This is a genomic window from Nocardia sp. GP40 (assembly GCF_050434125.1).
GTDB lineage: Bacteria > Actinomycetota > Actinomycetes > Mycobacteriales > Mycobacteriaceae > Nocardia > Nocardia albiluteola.
In genome coordinates this window covers 762,213-778,373 of sequence record NZ_JBNPVW010000002.1, presented here as the reverse complement: position 1 = coordinate 778,373, position 16,161 = coordinate 762,213, and the positions used below count along the sequence as shown (strand labels likewise).

Sequence of the window (16,161 nt, the reverse complement as noted above, 5' to 3'; positions counted from 1 at the left end):
CTTCCCCGGCTACCGCGCGGGGCCCGCGGACTATCGTCGGGTGACTATGGACGGATTTCTGCTCGCGCAGCCCGGGGGCGTCGTACGGACCACCGGCACGCGGCGCGCGTTCGACGACGCCGCCGCCGCGTGCGCCGAGCTGGCGAGTGGGGCGGCCGACCTGATCGTGGGGGCGCTGCCTTTCGATCCGCGGAATCCGGCCGCGCTGTGCGTGCCCGAGCGCGCGGAACACACCGCGGGGCCCTGGCGCCCGGCCGCGCTGCCGCCACTCCCCGCCGTCCGGGCGATCACCGAAATCCCCAGCGCCGCAGAGCATATCGCGCGCGTGACGAAGCTGGTCGAGCAGCTGTCCGATCCCGCGCAGCCGCTGCGCAAGGTGGTGGCGGCGCGCTCGGTGCTGGCGGAGGCGGACGAACCATTGGAGTCCGAGGTGATCGCCGGGCATCTGCAGGTGCGCCATCCCCGGGCCAATATCTTCGCCGTCGACCTGACCCCCGCGGGACGAACCGGTGCGGCCCTGGTCGGCGCGACCCCGGAGGTACTGGTGGCCCGGCACGGCGAGACGGTGACGCTGCGCCCGCTGGCCGGCACCGAACCCCGCCGATCCGATCCGGAGCTCGACGCCCAGCGGTCCCGCGAACTGCTGGCCAGCGCCAAGAACCGCGAGGAACACGCCTACGTCATCGAGTGGATCCGCGAGCGCCTCGCCCCACTGTGCGAGCTGACCATCCCCGACGAGCCGGAACTGATCAGCACCCACGAGGTGTGGCACCTGGCCACGCCGATCCGGGGGCGCGTGCGCGACCGCACCACCACCGCGCTGGATCTGGCGATGCGACTACACCCCACCCCCGCGGTCTGCGGCACCCCGACCGACCTGGCCCTGGACACCATCACCGAACTCGAGGAGGACCGCGGCTTCTATGGCGGCGCGGTCGGCTGGTGCGATGCGCGCGGGGACGGCGAATGGGTCGTCGCGATCCGCTGCGCCGAATTGTCCGCCGATGGCCGCACCGTGCGCGCGTTCGGCGGCGGCGGCATCGTCGCGGCCTCGGAGCCCCGCGCCGAACTCGACGAGACCACCGCCAAGCTGCGCACCTTCCTCGGCGGCCTCGACTGCGCACTACCCTAGGCCGGTCCGCGCCATCGCTGCGCCGGTCCGGGCCCTGGGCGGGCCGCGCTTACGATCACGGTTCGATGTTGTAGGTTGACCCGGATACGCCTGCGTCGATGTATGGGAGTTCCGCGATGAAGTTTGCCGTTCCCGGTGTAGCGAGCGCTGTCGCCGGAGCCGTGATCGGTGCTGTCGCGGTGTTCGTCATCACGGCGGCGGCCGCGCAGAATTCGCGGCCCGCCATCGACCGCAGCGGCAACCAATCGTCGTCGCTGCTCAACAACGTTGAATACGGCAGCCGCTGAGCCAACCGCCGGCTCCCATCGCACCGCGCCGCTGGGGCGGCGCTGGTTCGCCGGAACGGTCGCCGCGGCCTTCCTGCTGACGTTCCTGCAGACGCCCGGCCTCACCGTCGCCGACACCAAATACGATCTCGCCCAGAATCCCCTGGGCTTTCTGCGCCGGGCCGCGCACCTGTGGAGCAGCCAGGCCCCGATGGGGCAGGTGCAGAACCAGGCCTACGGATATTTCTTCCCGCACGGCGCATTCTTCGCTCTCGGGCACACGCTGGGCCTGCCCGCATGGATCATGCAGCGGATCTGGTGGGCCCTGCTGATCCTGGCCGGATTCTGGGGAGTGATCCGGCTCTGCGAGGTCCTCGGCATCGGCACCCGCGGCTCCCGCATCGTCGCGGCCCTGGCCTTCGCCCTGGCGCCGCGCGTGCTGACCACCATCGGATCGATCTCGTCGGAAACCCTTCCGATGATGCTCGCCCCCTGGGTGCTGCTGGCGCCCGCGGCACTTGGGCGAATCACCCAGGTGCGCAGGAGGATTCGGCGCTCATCCGGTGACACCGATCCCCCGGGCGAACCAGGCGGACCGGACACCGGTCGACCCGGGCATCGCCGATGGGCCACCGTGGTCCGAAAGTCCCGCTCATGGCTGTGGCGCGAGCACCGCAATCGGCGAAACGCGCCGCCGCGATCCGGCGCACACAGCCTTCCGACCCCTGCCGTGGGGACACCCGCGGGGGCCGCGCCCCCGGTGCGCCAAGAGGGAAGTGCGGATCGGCCCGACGGCGCAGATGCAACAGCCGCGCGGGGACCGAACACTCGGATGACCGGGTCGACCGGGATCGAGAGGTCTGCCGCGCACCGAGCGCAGGGGGTAGCAGTCGCCGACGATCGGGTCGGGCTGAGTGGTGCCCCGGCAGACCTCACCTCGTATGGTCTGCCTCGGCATGGGGCGCTATCGGCGGCCGGGAGCGCGCTGGCGCTGGCCCTGATGGGTTCGGTGAATGCGGTGGCGACGGCGGCGGCGTTTCTGCCCGCCGCGATCTGGTGGGCGTCGTACCGGCCCAATCGGGCCTGGTGGCGGTTCACCCGGGCCTGGATTCCGCTGCTGGCGCTGGGGACGCTGTGGTGGGTGGTCCCGCTGCTGGTGCTGGGCAAGGTCAGTCCGCCGTTCCTGGACTACATCGAATCGTCCGGGGTCACCACGCAGTGGGCGTCGCTGGGTGAGGTGCTGCGCGGCACCGACAGCTGGACGCCGTTCGTTTCGCCCGAGCGGATCGCGGGGGCGGTGCTGGTCACCCAGCCGGGGGCCGTGCTGGCCACCGGGCTGCTGGCGGCCGCGGGCATGGCCGGGCTGGCGATGCGGTCGATGCCCGGCCGCGGCCGGTTCACGCTGATCCTGATCATCGGGCTCGTCGGTATCTGCGCGGGCTACGCCGGTGAGCTGGGCGGGCCGTTCGCCGAGCCGGTGCGGGCGTTCCTCGACGCGGGCGGGGCGCCGCTGCGCAATGTGCACAAGCTGGAACCGCTGATCCGGCTGCCGCTGGTCATCGGGCTGGCCCAGCTGCTGGGGCGGGTTCCGCTGCCCGGGTCGGCGCCGATGCCGGTGTGGCGCAGGGCCTTCGCCCATCCCGAACGCGACCCGATGGTGGCACTCGCCGCGCTGGTGCTTGCCGCCCTGGCGCTGTCGACCTCGCTGGCGTGGACGAGCAAGCTGGCCCCGCGCGGCGCCTACGATCGGGTCCCGGCGTACTGGACCCAGACCGCGCAGTGGCTCGCCAGCAATGCCGCCGATACCCGTGCGCTCGTGGTGCCGGGCGCGCCGTTCGGCAGCCAGATCTGGGGGCTGACCCGCGACGAGCCGTTGCAGGCGCTGGCGACGACACCGTGGGCGGTGCGCGACGCGGTACCGCTCACGCCGCCCGGGGCGATCCGCGCCATGGATTCGGTGCAGCGGCTGATCGCCGACGGGCGGCCGTCGGCGGGGCTGGCGCCGACGCTGATCGGTCAGGGCATCGGAATTCTGGTGCTGCGCAACGATCTCGACCCCGACACCTCGCGATCGACCCGGCCGATGCTGGCCCACGAGGCCATCGAACGCTCCCCAGGGCTGACGAAGGTGGCGCAGTTCGGCAGCAGGATCATCACCGGTCACGGCAAGGGTCTGGTCGCCGATGGCGATCTGCGCCCGGCATATCCGGCCGTCGAGATCTACCGGGTGGAGGCGCCGTGGCCGGGCACGCCCGCCGACATCCACAGCGGCCTCGGCGCACCCGCATCGTTTCCGGGCGCGTATACGGTGCCGCTGGATTCGGTGCCGGTGGTGCAGGGCGGGCCCGAGGTGCTGGAACGGTTGCGGAGCTCCCCGGCGCTGCCCAACAGTCCCGTGCTGCTGGCCACGGATGCTGCCCGGGCCGGATTGTCCGGTGGCACAACGCTGATCACCGACACGCCGATGGATCGCGAGACCGACTTCGGGAAGGTCGACGACCACAGTTCGGCGCTGCGCGCGCCCACCGACGCCCGGCGCACGTTCAATCGGGCGCCGGACTACGCCGTCCCGGGCACCCCGCTGGTGGAGGGCCGATGGTCCGGCGCCACCATCACCGCGTCGAGCTCGGCCGCCGACGCCACCCAGCTGGGCGGCACGGCGCCGGGCAGCTCCACCGCGGCCGTCGTGGACGGCGACCCGTCCACCGCATGGCTGAGCAACAGCGCCGAACACGCTGTGGGGCAATGGCTCCGGCTCGATCTGGCGCATCCCATCCGGGCCGGGGTGCTGCAGGTGACGACGAGTGCGGCCGCCCTCGGGGATCCGGTGAAATGGATCGAGGTGCGCACCGCGAACGGCACCGTGGCCGCCCGCATCCCCAAACTCGGTGGGCCCGTTGCAGTTTCGCTGCCACCAGGCCGCACCGGCTGGCTCACCATCACCGCCACCGCGACCGAGGGCGGCACCGCGGGCGGGCAATTCGGCATCTCGGCGGTCGCCCTGGACGACTATTCGAACCGCGACGCACCGGTGCCGGTCGATATCCGCCACCGCACCGTGCTGCCACCCGTGCCCGCCGGAACGCGGGTGCGGGGCTGGGATCTCGGACAGGAATTTCCGGGCCGCGCGGCCTGTTTCGACGCACCCGACCGGGTGCGCTGCGATAACGGGCTGGCGCTGTCGGCCGAGGAGCCCGGCACGTTCCAGCGCACCCTGAGCGTCCCCGGGCCGATGGACATCGCCCCGCAACTGATCGTGCGGGCCCGGCAGAGCCCGGAACTCGAGGCGCTGCTCACCGATCACAACCTGCCCGTCGCGCGCGGCTCGGCCGACGTGGGCGACCTGCGCGGCTCGGCCTTCGCCGTCACCGACTCCGATCCGCGCACCAGCTGGATCGCCACGCAGGACACGGTGCGAAATCCCGCGGGCCCCAAACCGACCCTCACCCTGGAACTTCCGGCCCCCACCCTGGTGACCGGGCTCGACATAACCCCGCCGACCGGAGCGCTGCCCGCCCGGCCCACCTCGGTCTCGGTCAACCTCGGCGACGGGCCGCAGGTACGTACGCTGGATCCCGACGCTCCCGCGGGCCGCCCGATCCGCATCACGCTGCACCCCCGCCTGACGGACCGCATCGAACTCAGCATCGCGACGTGGAACACCGTATTGGACCGCACCGCACTGGGTTTCGCACAGCAGCAGCCGCCGGGCCTGGCCGAGGTTCGCGTGCTGGGCCCGGACTATCCCGCCCCCGCCCCCGATGACCGCCCCATCACCATCGACTGCGCCCACGGTCCCACGATCGCCGTCGGAGGGCGGATCGTACACACCACGATCACCGCCACGGCCGACCAATTACGGTCCAGCGCACCGGTTCCCGCGCAGGTCTGCGGAATCGATACGATCGGCCCCGACGCGACCGGGCCATCCGTTGCGAAGTCCGTCGATCTGCCGGACGGCCAGGTGGACGTCACCGTTACCCCCACTCCGATGTTCTCCGTCAACGAGCTACGCCTGAACCGCACAGATGTTGCGGCCCAGCCCGTTTCGGCGCCACCCGGTACCCGCCTGCTGGTCCTGCCCCTGAGCACCAACGTAGGCTGGCGCGCCCACACGGCGGACGGTCACACACTCACCCCGACAGTCGCCGACGGCTGGGAACAGGCCTGGCTGGTACCCACGGGCGCCCAGGGCCCGATCACCGTCGAATTCCCCATCGACCGCTGGTATCGACTGTCCATCTTCGGTGGACTACTGCTGTTGCTCCCCCTGATCGCCCTGGTACTCCCCCGGTTCCGACGCCGCCGGGCAGTCGATCGGCCACTGAATCCTGCTGCCGAGCAAGCATCCCCCGCCACGGAACCTGACACGGCATCCCCCACGACGGAACCCGATGCACCGGCTGATCCGGCCCCGCGCACCTGGAACAGCCGGGTGCCGGGCGCGATCGGGCTGACACTCGCAACATTTCTGATCGCCGGGCCGGTCGCGATCGGGCTCACCGCCGCGGGCCTGGTGGCCGACCGGTACTTCGGCCGCCGGTCACCACGCATCCTGGTCGCGGTCGCCGGGATCGGCACGGCACTGGCCATGGCGGCACTGTCCACCGGACCCTGGCGATCCCCGGACGGGTACATGGGCGGCTCACTCTGGGTGCAGTTCCCCGCCCTGGTATCGATTGTCGCGCTGGGGATTTCCGCGCTGCCGCGCCCGACGCGGGCGACCGACCGCTAGCCGAAACGGCGCCGTACCCATCGGCGCACCGGTTCTTCTATCAGCGCGTAACCGGCCGCCGCGATCGGCAGGGTGAACAGCACCGTCAGCGCCAGCACGTGCAGGAACATGCCGTGGAACGGGACGATTCCGAAGACCTGGAATACCACGCTGAGCACCGCGAGATGCCAGATGAAGATGCCGTAGGACCAGCGGCCGATCGTCGCGGCGAGCCGGCTCTCCAGCCAGCGGTGCCGGGCGTCGCCGAGGACCAACGGGGCCAGCAGGCCGAATCCGATCAGCGCACCCAGGCCCATCTTGCTCACGTACTGCCAGGCCTGGCCGCGAGCCAGCCCGGGCGGGCCGCCCAGGTCCGTCGCCGACAGGAGCAGCGCGATCAGCGCCATCGACCACATAGCCCGGCGGCTTGCGACGATGCGGCGCCACACCGGCGGCTTCGCGGCACTGCCACCACCGAGCGCCCGCCCCTCCACCAATTCGGCCAGCAGCATGCCCGCGGCGAACCACGGCAGATATCCGGGCAGCCAGTTGTCCGAGTGAATGGCGTTGGGCGTCGGCACCGGCAGCAGATTCCAGCCGAGGCTGATCAGGCCGAACCCCAGCACCACCGGCGCCCGCCAGCGCGCGGCCGGACCGCGCAGCCACACCATGGCCAGCGCCAGCAGCGGCAGCAGCAGATAGAACGCCACCTCCACCGACAGGCTCCACATCTGGGTCAGCCCGTCGGTCAGGGTCAGCGGCACGAATACCTGGATCAACGTCAGATTCGCCACCCACACCCGCCGCCCCGCCGACTCGGCCGCGGACGGCAGCAGTGTCAAAACCGCACACACCACGACCCAGTAGGCGGGCAGGATGCGCGCGGCCCGATGCAACAGGTACCGCCCCGCCGACGGGGCCGCGCCCAGCCCCCGGGCCGCGGCCGCGTGCGGACGCCAGAGCAGGAATCCCGAGAGACCGAAGAAGACCGCGACGGCCATGTCGAACCGCTCCAGCACCCGGCCGAGCACCGGAATCCCCGTCGCCGCGGTCTGAAACGCGACATGGGTGACCACCACACCCAGCGCCGCCAGCCCGCGCATCCCCTCGAGCGCCGGGACGAAACCACGAGCGGCGGTGCGCTGCCGCGGAACCGGCGCATCGCCCTGCCCGGCTCCGGGCTGGGCATCCGATGTCATGGTCGTGGTCATCGGGTTCCAGTGTGCCCGTGTTGTCGGTCGACACGGGATTGGGGATGTTTCCGGCCTCACATCGATGCTTCCTCGGTTCGGACTGTTAGTGTCGGGGCTCACGAGCGCCGCGCAGTGGACGCACCGCGACTCGGTACTGCCTGTTGGATGACGAGGAGAGTTTGCATGGCACTGCGTGCCGGTACTCGAAGGACGGTGGCCTGCCTGCTCGTGGGTCTCGGCACGCTGCTGATCATCGCGGCGGTGCTGACCCCGACGTATGCCCTCGGCCAGCTGGCGAAGACTCCCCTCGACCTCGAAATCACCACGATCGCCAACAACAGCCCGAACGCGCCGAGCCAGGTGCTGGAGGCGAGCTCCCTGACCTCGGGCTCGGGGGCGGCGAAGGTCGATTCCAACGTGCGGTTGATCTCGCAGCGGTATCTGACCGTCGAGGATCCCTCGGACAAGAACGAGATGACGATCCAGGCGGGCCAGACGCTGCGGAACATCGACCTGCAGGGCGACACCGGCCTGCTGTCGGCCACCATCGACCGGGTCACCATCAACCGCAAGTCCGGCATGCCGGTCGACGACGATCCGAACGGCTCGATCGCGGTCGCCACCGACAGCAAGGGCAACAGCATCGCCGACCCGGTGCAGCACGACGGGCTGCAGTACCGGTTCCCGATCGGCACGAAGAAGCAGACCTACCCGTACTTCGATATCAACGTGCGCAAGTCGTCCGACATGAACTTCGTCGAGCAGACCGAGATCAACGACCTGAAGGTCTACCACTTCCAGCAGAAGATCCCCGCCACCGATCTGGTGAAGGTGGTCAGCTCGCCCACCAATCAGGTGACCCTGCCCGCCGCCAAGTGGGGCGTCGCGGGCGGTGAAACCAACATCACGATGAACCGCTACTACACCAACACCCGCGATGTCTGGGTCGAGCCGGAGACCGGCACGATCATCAAGGGCTCAGAGCAGATTCACCTGTACTACGCCCGCAGCGCCGACAAGCCCGAGCTGACCGCGGTGCAGACAACGCTGGTGTTCGACGACAACACGGTGAACTCGCAGATCGCGATCGCCAAGCAGAACATGGACAAGATCTCGCTGTACGGGCGGACGGTGCCGATCATCCTCGGCGTCGTCGGCGTGATCGCGCTGATCGTCGGGCTGTTCTTCGGGTTGCGCGGCAACGGATCCGAGAAGCCCGGCCGCCTGGTCAAGCCAAAGAAGCCCAAGGGCACACCGGCGGCCGAGCCACCCATCGGGTCCGCCCGGCTCGCTTCGAGTCTCGCCGAGCAGCCCACCCAGCAGCTGAAGATCCCCCGGAATATCTGAGCGTTCTCAGAACCTATCTGATCGGTGGCTCCCCGCGTATTCGGCGGGGAGCCACCGCTTTCCTGCCACAGCCCACATCGCGCTCCGCCGAGGGCGCACCACCGCGAAGCGAGATCATTCGCGGCACTATGCCGTAGCAAATATCTACCGCAGAGAGCAATTCGACAGATCGGCCGATACCTACGCCGACGGGCGGTCCCCGGCCCCACGCGCGGCCGCCCGCAGGACGATGACGATGATCGCTGCCGCAACGACGGCGACGACACCCGTTGCGGTACCGATCAATACGGGCAGCGAACGCGCGAACAGCCCGATCACGATCACCTCGACCGCCAGGCCGACCCAGGTGATGGCCGTGGGCGCGGTGCGATCCACGGCGATGGCGGAGAGCAGCGCGCCCTGCAGCAGCGCGAGCAGCGCACCGTCGAGCGCGAACAGCCACAGCCAGCCCTCGATCGGGGCATAGTCGTGTCCGGCAAACACCGGGGCGAGCGGCGCCAGCATGGCCGCGCCCGCGACCGCCGCAATCCCCACCGCCAGCAGCACCCCGAGCGCGTCCCGGATCGCCCGGGCCGAGTACTGCGGCTGCGCCATCCGTGGATACAGCACCACCCCGACCGCCTGTGGCAGCCAGAACGCGATCTTGGTGGCAATGGCGCCCAGGGCGTACCGGCTGGCATCGGCATCGTTCAACACGATCCGCGCCACGATCAGATCCGCCGAGGACAACGCCATCAGCGCCGCCTGCACCTGGGCGGCCCGCAGCACGGCCGCGCCGCCTTCGGGGATTCGCATCCGTTCGAGAACTCGGTGGGGAGCCCGCCCGCCACCGGGTGCGACCGGGTCGTGCCCACCACCGACCGCTTCGTCGCCCGTTCCCGCGGGGATCCGCTCCATGTGGGCCCGGGGGCTGCCGGGAACGAGCACGCTTCCTGGAACTCGATCGCCGATATCGCCGACGGCTGGATCCGCTCGGTCCGCCGCGAGCGGGAGCGTGCGCGCGCCGATGCGGGCCGCGAGGGCGGCAACGAAGAGCCCGAGGGCGGCAGCCCACAAGGCCCCGCCGGAGCCCGCACCGAATGCTAGGGCGAGCAGCGCGGGAGCCACCCGCGCGAGGCCCGCACCCCCGAGCACGACGGCAAGCGCGCGGAATCGGCGCGCGCCCTGCAGGATCCCCTGCTCGCCCGAGAGCAACACCTGCGCGGGGGCCGCGACCAGCGCACCAGCGGCCGCGACCGAGCCGACCTGCAGCACCGCGCTCACCACCGGAATCAAGACCACCGCGACCACCGCCACGACAACCGCACTCCGCCGGCCCAGCCCGCGCACCGCCGCGACGGCAGCACCGCGCACCAGCTCGCGCGCCACCACGTTCTGCAGCGCCAGCGCGGGCACCGCAGCCAACAGCTGCACCGCCAGCAGGCTCGCGAATTCGCTGTACCCCGCCACCCCCAGCCACCGCCCGGCCAGCAGCTGCAGCAGATACCCCGCCGCATTCGCCGTCATCGCCCCCGCCGTCACCAACGTCAAATCCCGGACACCGGGCAGACGACGGAGAGCAGACATCCCGCCATGCTCCCATCTCCCCCACCTCCCGCCCGTATTCACCCGGCCTCAGCCGCCCGCGCCGTGCCCACATGATGCGACAGGCCCATCTGGCGCGCCAAGTCCACGCGATGCGCCGGGCCCGCATGGCCGCGCCAAGTGCACATGATGCGCCAGACCCCTGTGGTACGCCAGACCCACGTGACGCGCAGGCCCACGTGATGCGCCGGGCCCCTGTGATGCGCCAAGCCCACATGGCCGCGCCAAGCCCACGTGGTCCGCTAGGCCCACATCGCCTCGCCAAGCCCATGTGGTGCGCCAGACCCACCTGATGCGGCGAGCCCACGTGGCGCGCCACGCCCACGTGAAGCGGCAAACCCACGTGATGCGCCACGCCCAGCTGATGCGGCAAGCCCGCATGAAGCGCCACGCCCACATGAAGCGCCGGGCCCACATGATGCGGCAGGCCCATATGGTGCGCCAAGTCCACGTGATGCGCCGGGCACACACGGCCGCACCGAGTGCACGTGATGCGCCGGGGCCGTGTGGTGCGCCAGACCCACGTGATGCGGCACGCCCAGCTGATGCGGCACGCCCGCATGGCGCGCCACGCCCACGTGAAGCGGCAGGCCCATATGGTGCACCAAGTCCACGTGATGCGCCGGACACACGGCCGCACCGAGTGCACGTGATGCGCCGGGGCCGTGTGGTGCGGCGGGGCCGTGTGGTGCGGCGGATGCGGGCACGTAGGGTGGCTGAGCGTGACTGGGCGTGGGCGCGGCGGACGGTGGGTTCGGATCGTGCCCGCGGTGTACAGCCTGGTGCTGGCGCTGGTCGTGGTGGGGCCGCTGCTCGGGTCCGGATATCTGCTGCTGCGGGACGCGGTGACGACGCCGCGGTCGTATCTCACCGATTCGGCGCTGGGATTGGGGGATGCGGCCCCGCGGGCCGTGCCGCAGGATTGGCTGCTCGCGATCCTCTCGACGGTGGTGGACGGCGGGGTCGTCGTCAAAGTGATCCTGGTGGGGGCGCTGTGGGCGGCGGGCGGCGGCGCGGCGGCGCTGGCACGACGGTTCCTCGGGGTCGGCCTCGCGCCGCAAATGGTGGCGGCCACCGTCGCGGTGTGGAACCCGTATGTGGCCGAGCGTCTGCTGCAGGGGCATTGGAGCCTGCTCGCCGGATACGCCGCGCTGCCGTGGACGGCCCTGGCGGCCCAGCGAATTCGCACCTTGCCGCCGCGCCGGACCGAACGTGCGGCGCAGGAGCCGACGCCCCGGCCCGGCGCAGCCACCTCGGGCGCGGACAATCCGGATCACCACGCCCCGCGAACCCGGACGGGCGACGACGCACTGCCGGAAACTGTTGTTCCGGAAGCAGAAACACAGCCTCAGCCCCAGTCGCATCAGCTCGAAACACAGCACCGGCGTGGACGACGCCACCGGATCGGACCGGCCGCGGTAGATGTCTCCGGGCCGATGCTGACGGCCGCAATGGATTCCGAGCATCGGCGAAGGTGGGGCGGCCACACGCTGTCGGCATGGCTCGCGCTCGCCGGGACGCTGGCGGCGGCGGGGTTGACGCCAACCGGGGCGATACTCGCAGGCTTTGTCGCCGTGCTGCTGGTCGGGCGGCGCAATGTGCTCGGGACGGTCGGGCTCTGGTGCCTGGCCTCGGCGCCGTGGCTGGTGGCCACCGCGCTGTCGGGGGCGGGGGCCGAGCCCTCGGATCCGGCGGGCATCGCGGCGTTCGCGGCGCGCGCGGAACCGGGTCTCGGCACGATCGGCAGCCTGGCCGGACTCGGTGGGATCTGGAACGCACAGGCCGTACCCGGTTCGCGCACAACGCTGTTCGCACTGGTGGGGACGGTCGTGCTGCTCGCCATTGTCGCGACGGGCGTCCGGCGCGTGGCCGCCTCCGGGGCCGCGCGCACCCATCTCGACGACAGCCCGGAACAGTCGGTGGCAGGACCGGATGCCGACACGGCCACCCGGTACGCTCGGCAAACACTGCTCGTGCTCGCCGCCGCGGCGATCGTGCTGCCCGCGCTGGAGGCCACCGGATGGGGTGTGCACTTCGGCGAGTTCCTCGTGGCCCACGTGCCGGGCGCCGGATTGCTCCGCGACACACAGAAATACGTCGCCCTCGCCATGCCCGCGTTCGCCCTGTGCGCCGCGGCGGGTTGTCACGCCATCGGAGCTCGCGGACGTCGCACCAGTCGCGCCCCGGCCATCGACGGGACATCAGCGCACCACGGCGGTGAAAGCCATATGCAGGACGATCGCGCCATAACGCCCGGAGTGGCCCTGACCGCAACGCTTTTCATTGCCCTGCTGATCGCGGTCCTACCCGACCTGGCGTGGGGCGTGGGCGGCGCGCTGCGGCCGGTGCACTATCCGGCGGGTTGGGCGCGGGTTGCCGCGCGGCTGGACGGGCCGGGCGATGTTGCGGTGCTGCCGGGCGGGATGTTCCGCGAATTCCCTTACAGCGGTAGGGTTCCGGTGTTGGATCCGGCGCCCAGAATGCTGCCGCGCGATGTGCTGCAGACCGGTGAGCTGCCGGTACGCGGTGGTGTGGTCGCCGGGGAGGGCACCCGCGCCCGCGCGGTCGAGCGGTCGCTGCTGAGCGGTGCGGCGCCCGCACCGCTGGCGGCCCGGGGAGTCGGCTGGATCCTGGTGGAGCACAACACGCCGGGGCCGCTCGGCGACTCGAAAACCACTCTGGCCCAGTTGAACACCATCTACTCGGATGACGATCTCACCCTGTATCGGGTCGCGACGCCCGCGGATCTGCGGCCGGCATCGCGAGCGGCCGACCGGCGCATCGCAATCGGCGCACACCTGGTCTGGGCGTTGCTACTCGCAGTGCCGGTGGCGGCCTGGACAACGCGGGCCCGGCCGAACAGCGCCAGAACTAGGCCGATTCCGGCTCCCGGCCGGTGATCAACCCGGTGGCATAGCCACCGCGCGCCACGGCGCACAGCACCTCGTGGACGCCGTTGGCGGTCAGCTCCCAGGAGAATTCCCGGGCCCGGGCGCGGGCCTTCTCGCCCATGACGGTGCGGGTTTCGGCGGCGGCGAGCAGGTCGCCGACCGCCTCGGTCAGCTGCGCGGCGTCGTCGACCAGGATTCCGGTGGCGCCGTCGACGATGGAATCGGTCAGTCCGCGCGACCCGCGGTATCCGACCGTGGCGACGCCGTGCTGGGCCGCCTCGATCACCGCCAGCCCCCACCCCTCTTTGCGCGAGGGCAGCACGTGTACCCATGCGCGAGAGAGCAATTCGTGCTTGCGGGTCTCCTCGACGTGGCCGTGGAAGGTGACCGAATCGGCGATATCCAGTTCGCGCGCACGGCTTTTCAGGTTCTCGGCCCACCAGCCGCCGCCGATCACGTCGAGATGCAGGTCCGGGTGGCGGGCCCGTAGCCCGGCCACCACCGCGAGCGCGTCCTCGATCTGCTTGTGCGGCACCAGCCTCGACAGCACCACCAGGCTCGGGTGCGCGGTGCGGGTCTGCGCCGCGCCGGTGGGCACCTGCTCCGGCACCGGTTCGGCGCCGTTGCGCACCACCGCGATGCGCCCGCTGTCGACCCCCAGCGAGATGAGCTCCTCCGCCGACGGCAGCGAAACCGTCAGATACTGATTGCGCCGGTGCGCCCACGGGGACAGCCGAGATTCGATCCACCAGCCCACGCGCCCCACCCAACGCCCGGCGACCGGCCACTGCTCGCGGTGGCCGTGATGCACCAGCACCACCGCGGGCGCCCGCGTCGCCAGGCGCGCGAAGAAGGGGATGCCGTTCTGGGTGTCGATCACCGCGTCCGGCTGGACACCGCGCAGCGGGCCGAGGCCGAGGCGGCCGCACAGGATCGCCGCCAGGGCTCGCGGATAGACCGTGTAGCGCCCCCCACCCCGGCTGATGTCGATGCCGTCGAGCTGTTCGCGCCGACGCGCACCTGGGTAGTGCGCAGTGCGCAGCGTCACCTTCACCCCGCGCGCCGCCAGCGCGGCGCCGACCTGCTCCAGATACCGCTCGCTGCCGCCGCCCTGCGGATGCCCCGTATCTCGCCAGCACAGCAGCAGTACCTCGCGAACGCCGGAGGCGGGCGGAGCGGTCAGGTGCGCCACGGACTTCCCGTCGGGCCCGGGGAAACCGGTATCGGGCACAGCGCACTCCAGGTCGTTCTCGGACGGATGGGATGACAATCCGCTCCACCCTAGCGGCCGGATCCGTGATGGGAGCTGATGGATCGCTGTGCAAAACTGAGGCGCCATGCAACGCCCCGCAACACCGCATCTCGAGCCCGGGACCGGATCACCGTCCCAGCGCCGGGCCACACCCCGCTTCGCGCGCCGCGCAACCCTGCGCCGGTCGCTGCGGCTGCTCGGCAGTTTCCGGTTCGAGCAGACCGATCCGGCGCGCTTCTACGGCGGTATCGCCGCCGACACCGCCGATATGGTGGCCGACTTCTTCCGCGACCTGACCGGACGCGACCTGACCGGCGTCACCGCGCTCGACGTCGGCGGCGGGCCCGGCTATTTCGCCGACGAGTTCGGCGCGGCCGGGGCGCGGTACATTCCTGTCGAACCGGATCCGACGGAGATGCACGCCGCGGGACTGACCGTGCCGGGCGCGGTGCGCGGTTCGGGCATGGCCCTGCCGTTCCGCGACGACGCGGTCGATATCTGCCTGTCCTCGAATGTGGCCGAGCATGTGCCGGCGCCGTGGCTCATGGCCGAGGAGATGCTGCGCGTGACGCGGCCGGGCGGACTGATGGTGCTGTCCTACACGGTCTGGTCGGGCCCGTTCGGCGGGCACGAGACCGGGCCCTGGCACTATCTGGGCGGCGAGTACGCCGCGCGCCGCTATCGGCGGCGCACGGGCCGCGAGCCGAAGAATCGCTTCGGGGTCTCCCTGTTCGCGGTGCGCGCCGCCGACGGGCTGCGCTGGGCATCGGCCGCAAGCGGTTCGCGCGCAACGATTCTCGCCGTTTTCCCGCGGTACCACCCGCGCTGGGCGTGGTGGCTGGTGCGGGTGCCGGGCATTCGGGAACTACTGGTCAGCAATCTGGTCGTGGTGGCCGCCAAGCGCTGACACTCCGAGCCGCCATTAGCGCTCCAATCGCCCGCGGCGCCAGAAGCGGCCGCCGCCCGCGCATTCCGGCTCCTGCCAGGGCGGTTCCTGCATCGCCAGACCGACGGTCTCGAGCGGAGTGAGGCCGACCGTGCACGCCAGCGCGCGCACCGCCGCTACCGCCTCCGCGGCCTGTAGCGCCGCTGCCGCCTGCTCCAGCGTCAGCGTCCGGCCCGGCAGGAAGGATACGACCCATCCGCCCGTACCGACGGATCTTGCCTGATGCGGCGTCTGATCGCTGGTCATCAGCGATCTACCGACCACTTGCACCGCCACGACGCGCACTCCCCTGCGATTGCATTTGAAAAATCATTCTCTGCAGCCAGCTATCAGCATGCTCCGCCATCGGGGGAAACGCAATAGTGCGTTCTACGAAAAGCGAACCGGCAGGTAGGATTTCGTGATTTGGGATGCCTGAAGATAACTGACGGGGCCGCTGTGGCGGCTACTGATCGTAGGAGGCTCGCACGCGCAGCACGGCCGCGGGAATCTGGCCCGGACGCCGCGGCGGATCCACGACATCCACCTCCCACCCCGGCGGCAGGACCTGCTGCAGGCGCTGCCCGGCGCGCTGCAGCGGGGTGCTCGGGGTCAAATGGTCCTCGGCTACCTCCGGGACAACGGGTATATCGAACTCCAAATCGGTCACGCCCACCACCTCCACGCATTCGGCCTCCGTCGACGGAGAGCGAGCGCTGGCCGCCGACGACGGTATGGCATTCAGTTCAGGGACCTGGGATGTAGAACACCCCGAGAATAAGCCACCGCGGGCCGTCGGCGGGCATCGTTTCCGAATGCACGAAAAACCGCCCGTGCCGTTGGAGGAAACGACACGA

Annotated in this window: 12 protein-coding genes; 7 read left to right on the top strand and 5 right to left on the bottom strand. The window is 70.9% G+C overall.

The features are described from left to right. The first annotated feature begins 46 nt into the window (after window positions 1-46). The 3 genes from ABH933_RS08170 (at window position 47) to ABH933_RS08160 (ending at window position 6,133) form a co-directional block, all read left to right on the top strand. Window positions 47-1,132: an isochorismate synthase gene (locus tag ABH933_RS08170; protein ID WP_429419242.1), complete on the top strand. Its 1,086-nt coding sequence runs from the start codon at window positions 47-49 to the stop codon at window positions 1,130-1,132. 116 nt (window positions 1,133-1,248) lie between these two features. Then, window positions 1,249-1,419 (top strand): DUF2613 domain-containing protein, encoded by a 171-nt coding sequence (locus ABH933_RS08165; RefSeq protein WP_215922274.1) that lies wholly within the window; start codon window positions 1,249-1,251, stop codon window positions 1,417-1,419. Beyond that, complete coding sequence (locus tag ABH933_RS08160) at window positions 1,400-6,133, top strand: alpha-(1->3)-arabinofuranosyltransferase domain-containing protein (protein ID WP_429418813.1); 4,734 nt, start codon at window positions 1,400-1,402, stop codon at window positions 6,131-6,133. The genes ABH933_RS08165 and ABH933_RS08160 overlap by 20 nt, the downstream gene beginning before the upstream one ends. On the opposite strand, the gene ABH933_RS08155 is transcribed toward ABH933_RS08160, so the two are convergent. Continuing rightward, a complete protein-coding gene (locus tag ABH933_RS08155) occupies window positions 6,130-7,323 on the bottom strand; it encodes an acyltransferase family protein (RefSeq protein WP_429418811.1) in 1,194 nt (397 codons plus the stop codon). The two genes, ABH933_RS08160 and ABH933_RS08155, sit on opposite strands and share 4 nt — an antisense overlap. Before the next feature lie 165 nt (window positions 7,324-7,488). Here ABH933_RS08155 and ABH933_RS08150 point away from each other — a divergent pair, with 165 nt between their 5' ends. After that, a complete protein-coding gene (locus tag ABH933_RS08150) occupies window positions 7,489-8,652 on the top strand; it encodes a DUF3068 domain-containing protein (RefSeq protein ID WP_429418809.1) in 1,164 nt (387 codons plus the stop codon). Window positions 8,653-8,832: 180 nt separating this feature from the next. Here the strand turns inward: ABH933_RS08150 and ABH933_RS08145 are convergent, their stop codons facing one another. After that, a complete protein-coding gene (locus ABH933_RS08145) occupies window positions 8,833-10,218 on the bottom strand; it encodes a polysaccharide biosynthesis protein (RefSeq protein ID WP_429418807.1) in 1,386 nt (461 codons plus the stop codon). Between the two features lie 509 nt (window positions 10,219-10,727). Between ABH933_RS08145 and ABH933_RS08140 the strand changes: the two genes are divergently transcribed. Further along, entirely contained in the window at window positions 10,728-10,889 is a 162-nt protein-coding gene (locus ABH933_RS08140; protein WP_429418806.1) for a hypothetical protein, read from the top strand. Window positions 10,890-11,021: 132 nt separating this feature from the next. After that, window positions 11,022-13,136, top strand: coding sequence for a hypothetical protein (locus tag ABH933_RS08135; RefSeq protein ID WP_429419240.1), 2,115 nt, complete (start codon window positions 11,022-11,024; stop codon window positions 13,134-13,136). On the opposite strand, the gene ABH933_RS08130 is transcribed toward ABH933_RS08135, so the two are convergent. Next, window positions 13,108-14,310 (bottom strand): glycosyltransferase family 4 protein, encoded by a 1,203-nt coding sequence (locus ABH933_RS08130; protein WP_429419238.1) that lies wholly within the window; start codon window positions 14,308-14,310, stop codon window positions 13,108-13,110. The two genes, ABH933_RS08135 and ABH933_RS08130, sit on opposite strands and share 29 nt — an antisense overlap. 154 nt (window positions 14,311-14,464) lie before the next feature. Between ABH933_RS08130 and ABH933_RS08125 the strand changes: the two genes are divergently transcribed. Next, window positions 14,465-15,286: a class I SAM-dependent methyltransferase gene (locus ABH933_RS08125; RefSeq protein ID WP_429418804.1), complete on the top strand. Its 822-nt coding sequence runs from the start codon at window positions 14,465-14,467 to the stop codon at window positions 15,284-15,286. Window positions 15,287-15,301: 15 nt separating this feature from the next. Here ABH933_RS08125 and ABH933_RS08120 read toward each other — a convergent pair whose 3' ends face one another. Together ABH933_RS08120 and ABH933_RS08115 are read right to left on the bottom strand one after the other, a co-directional pair. Then, window positions 15,302-15,601, bottom strand: coding sequence for a hypothetical protein (locus ABH933_RS08120; RefSeq protein WP_215922280.1), 300 nt, complete (start codon window positions 15,599-15,601; stop codon window positions 15,302-15,304). 169 nt (window positions 15,602-15,770) lie between these two features. Beyond that, window positions 15,771-15,974 (bottom strand): hypothetical protein, encoded by a 204-nt coding sequence (locus ABH933_RS08115; RefSeq protein WP_429418802.1) that lies wholly within the window; start codon window positions 15,972-15,974, stop codon window positions 15,771-15,773. Window positions 15,975-16,161: the final 187 nt, after the last annotated feature.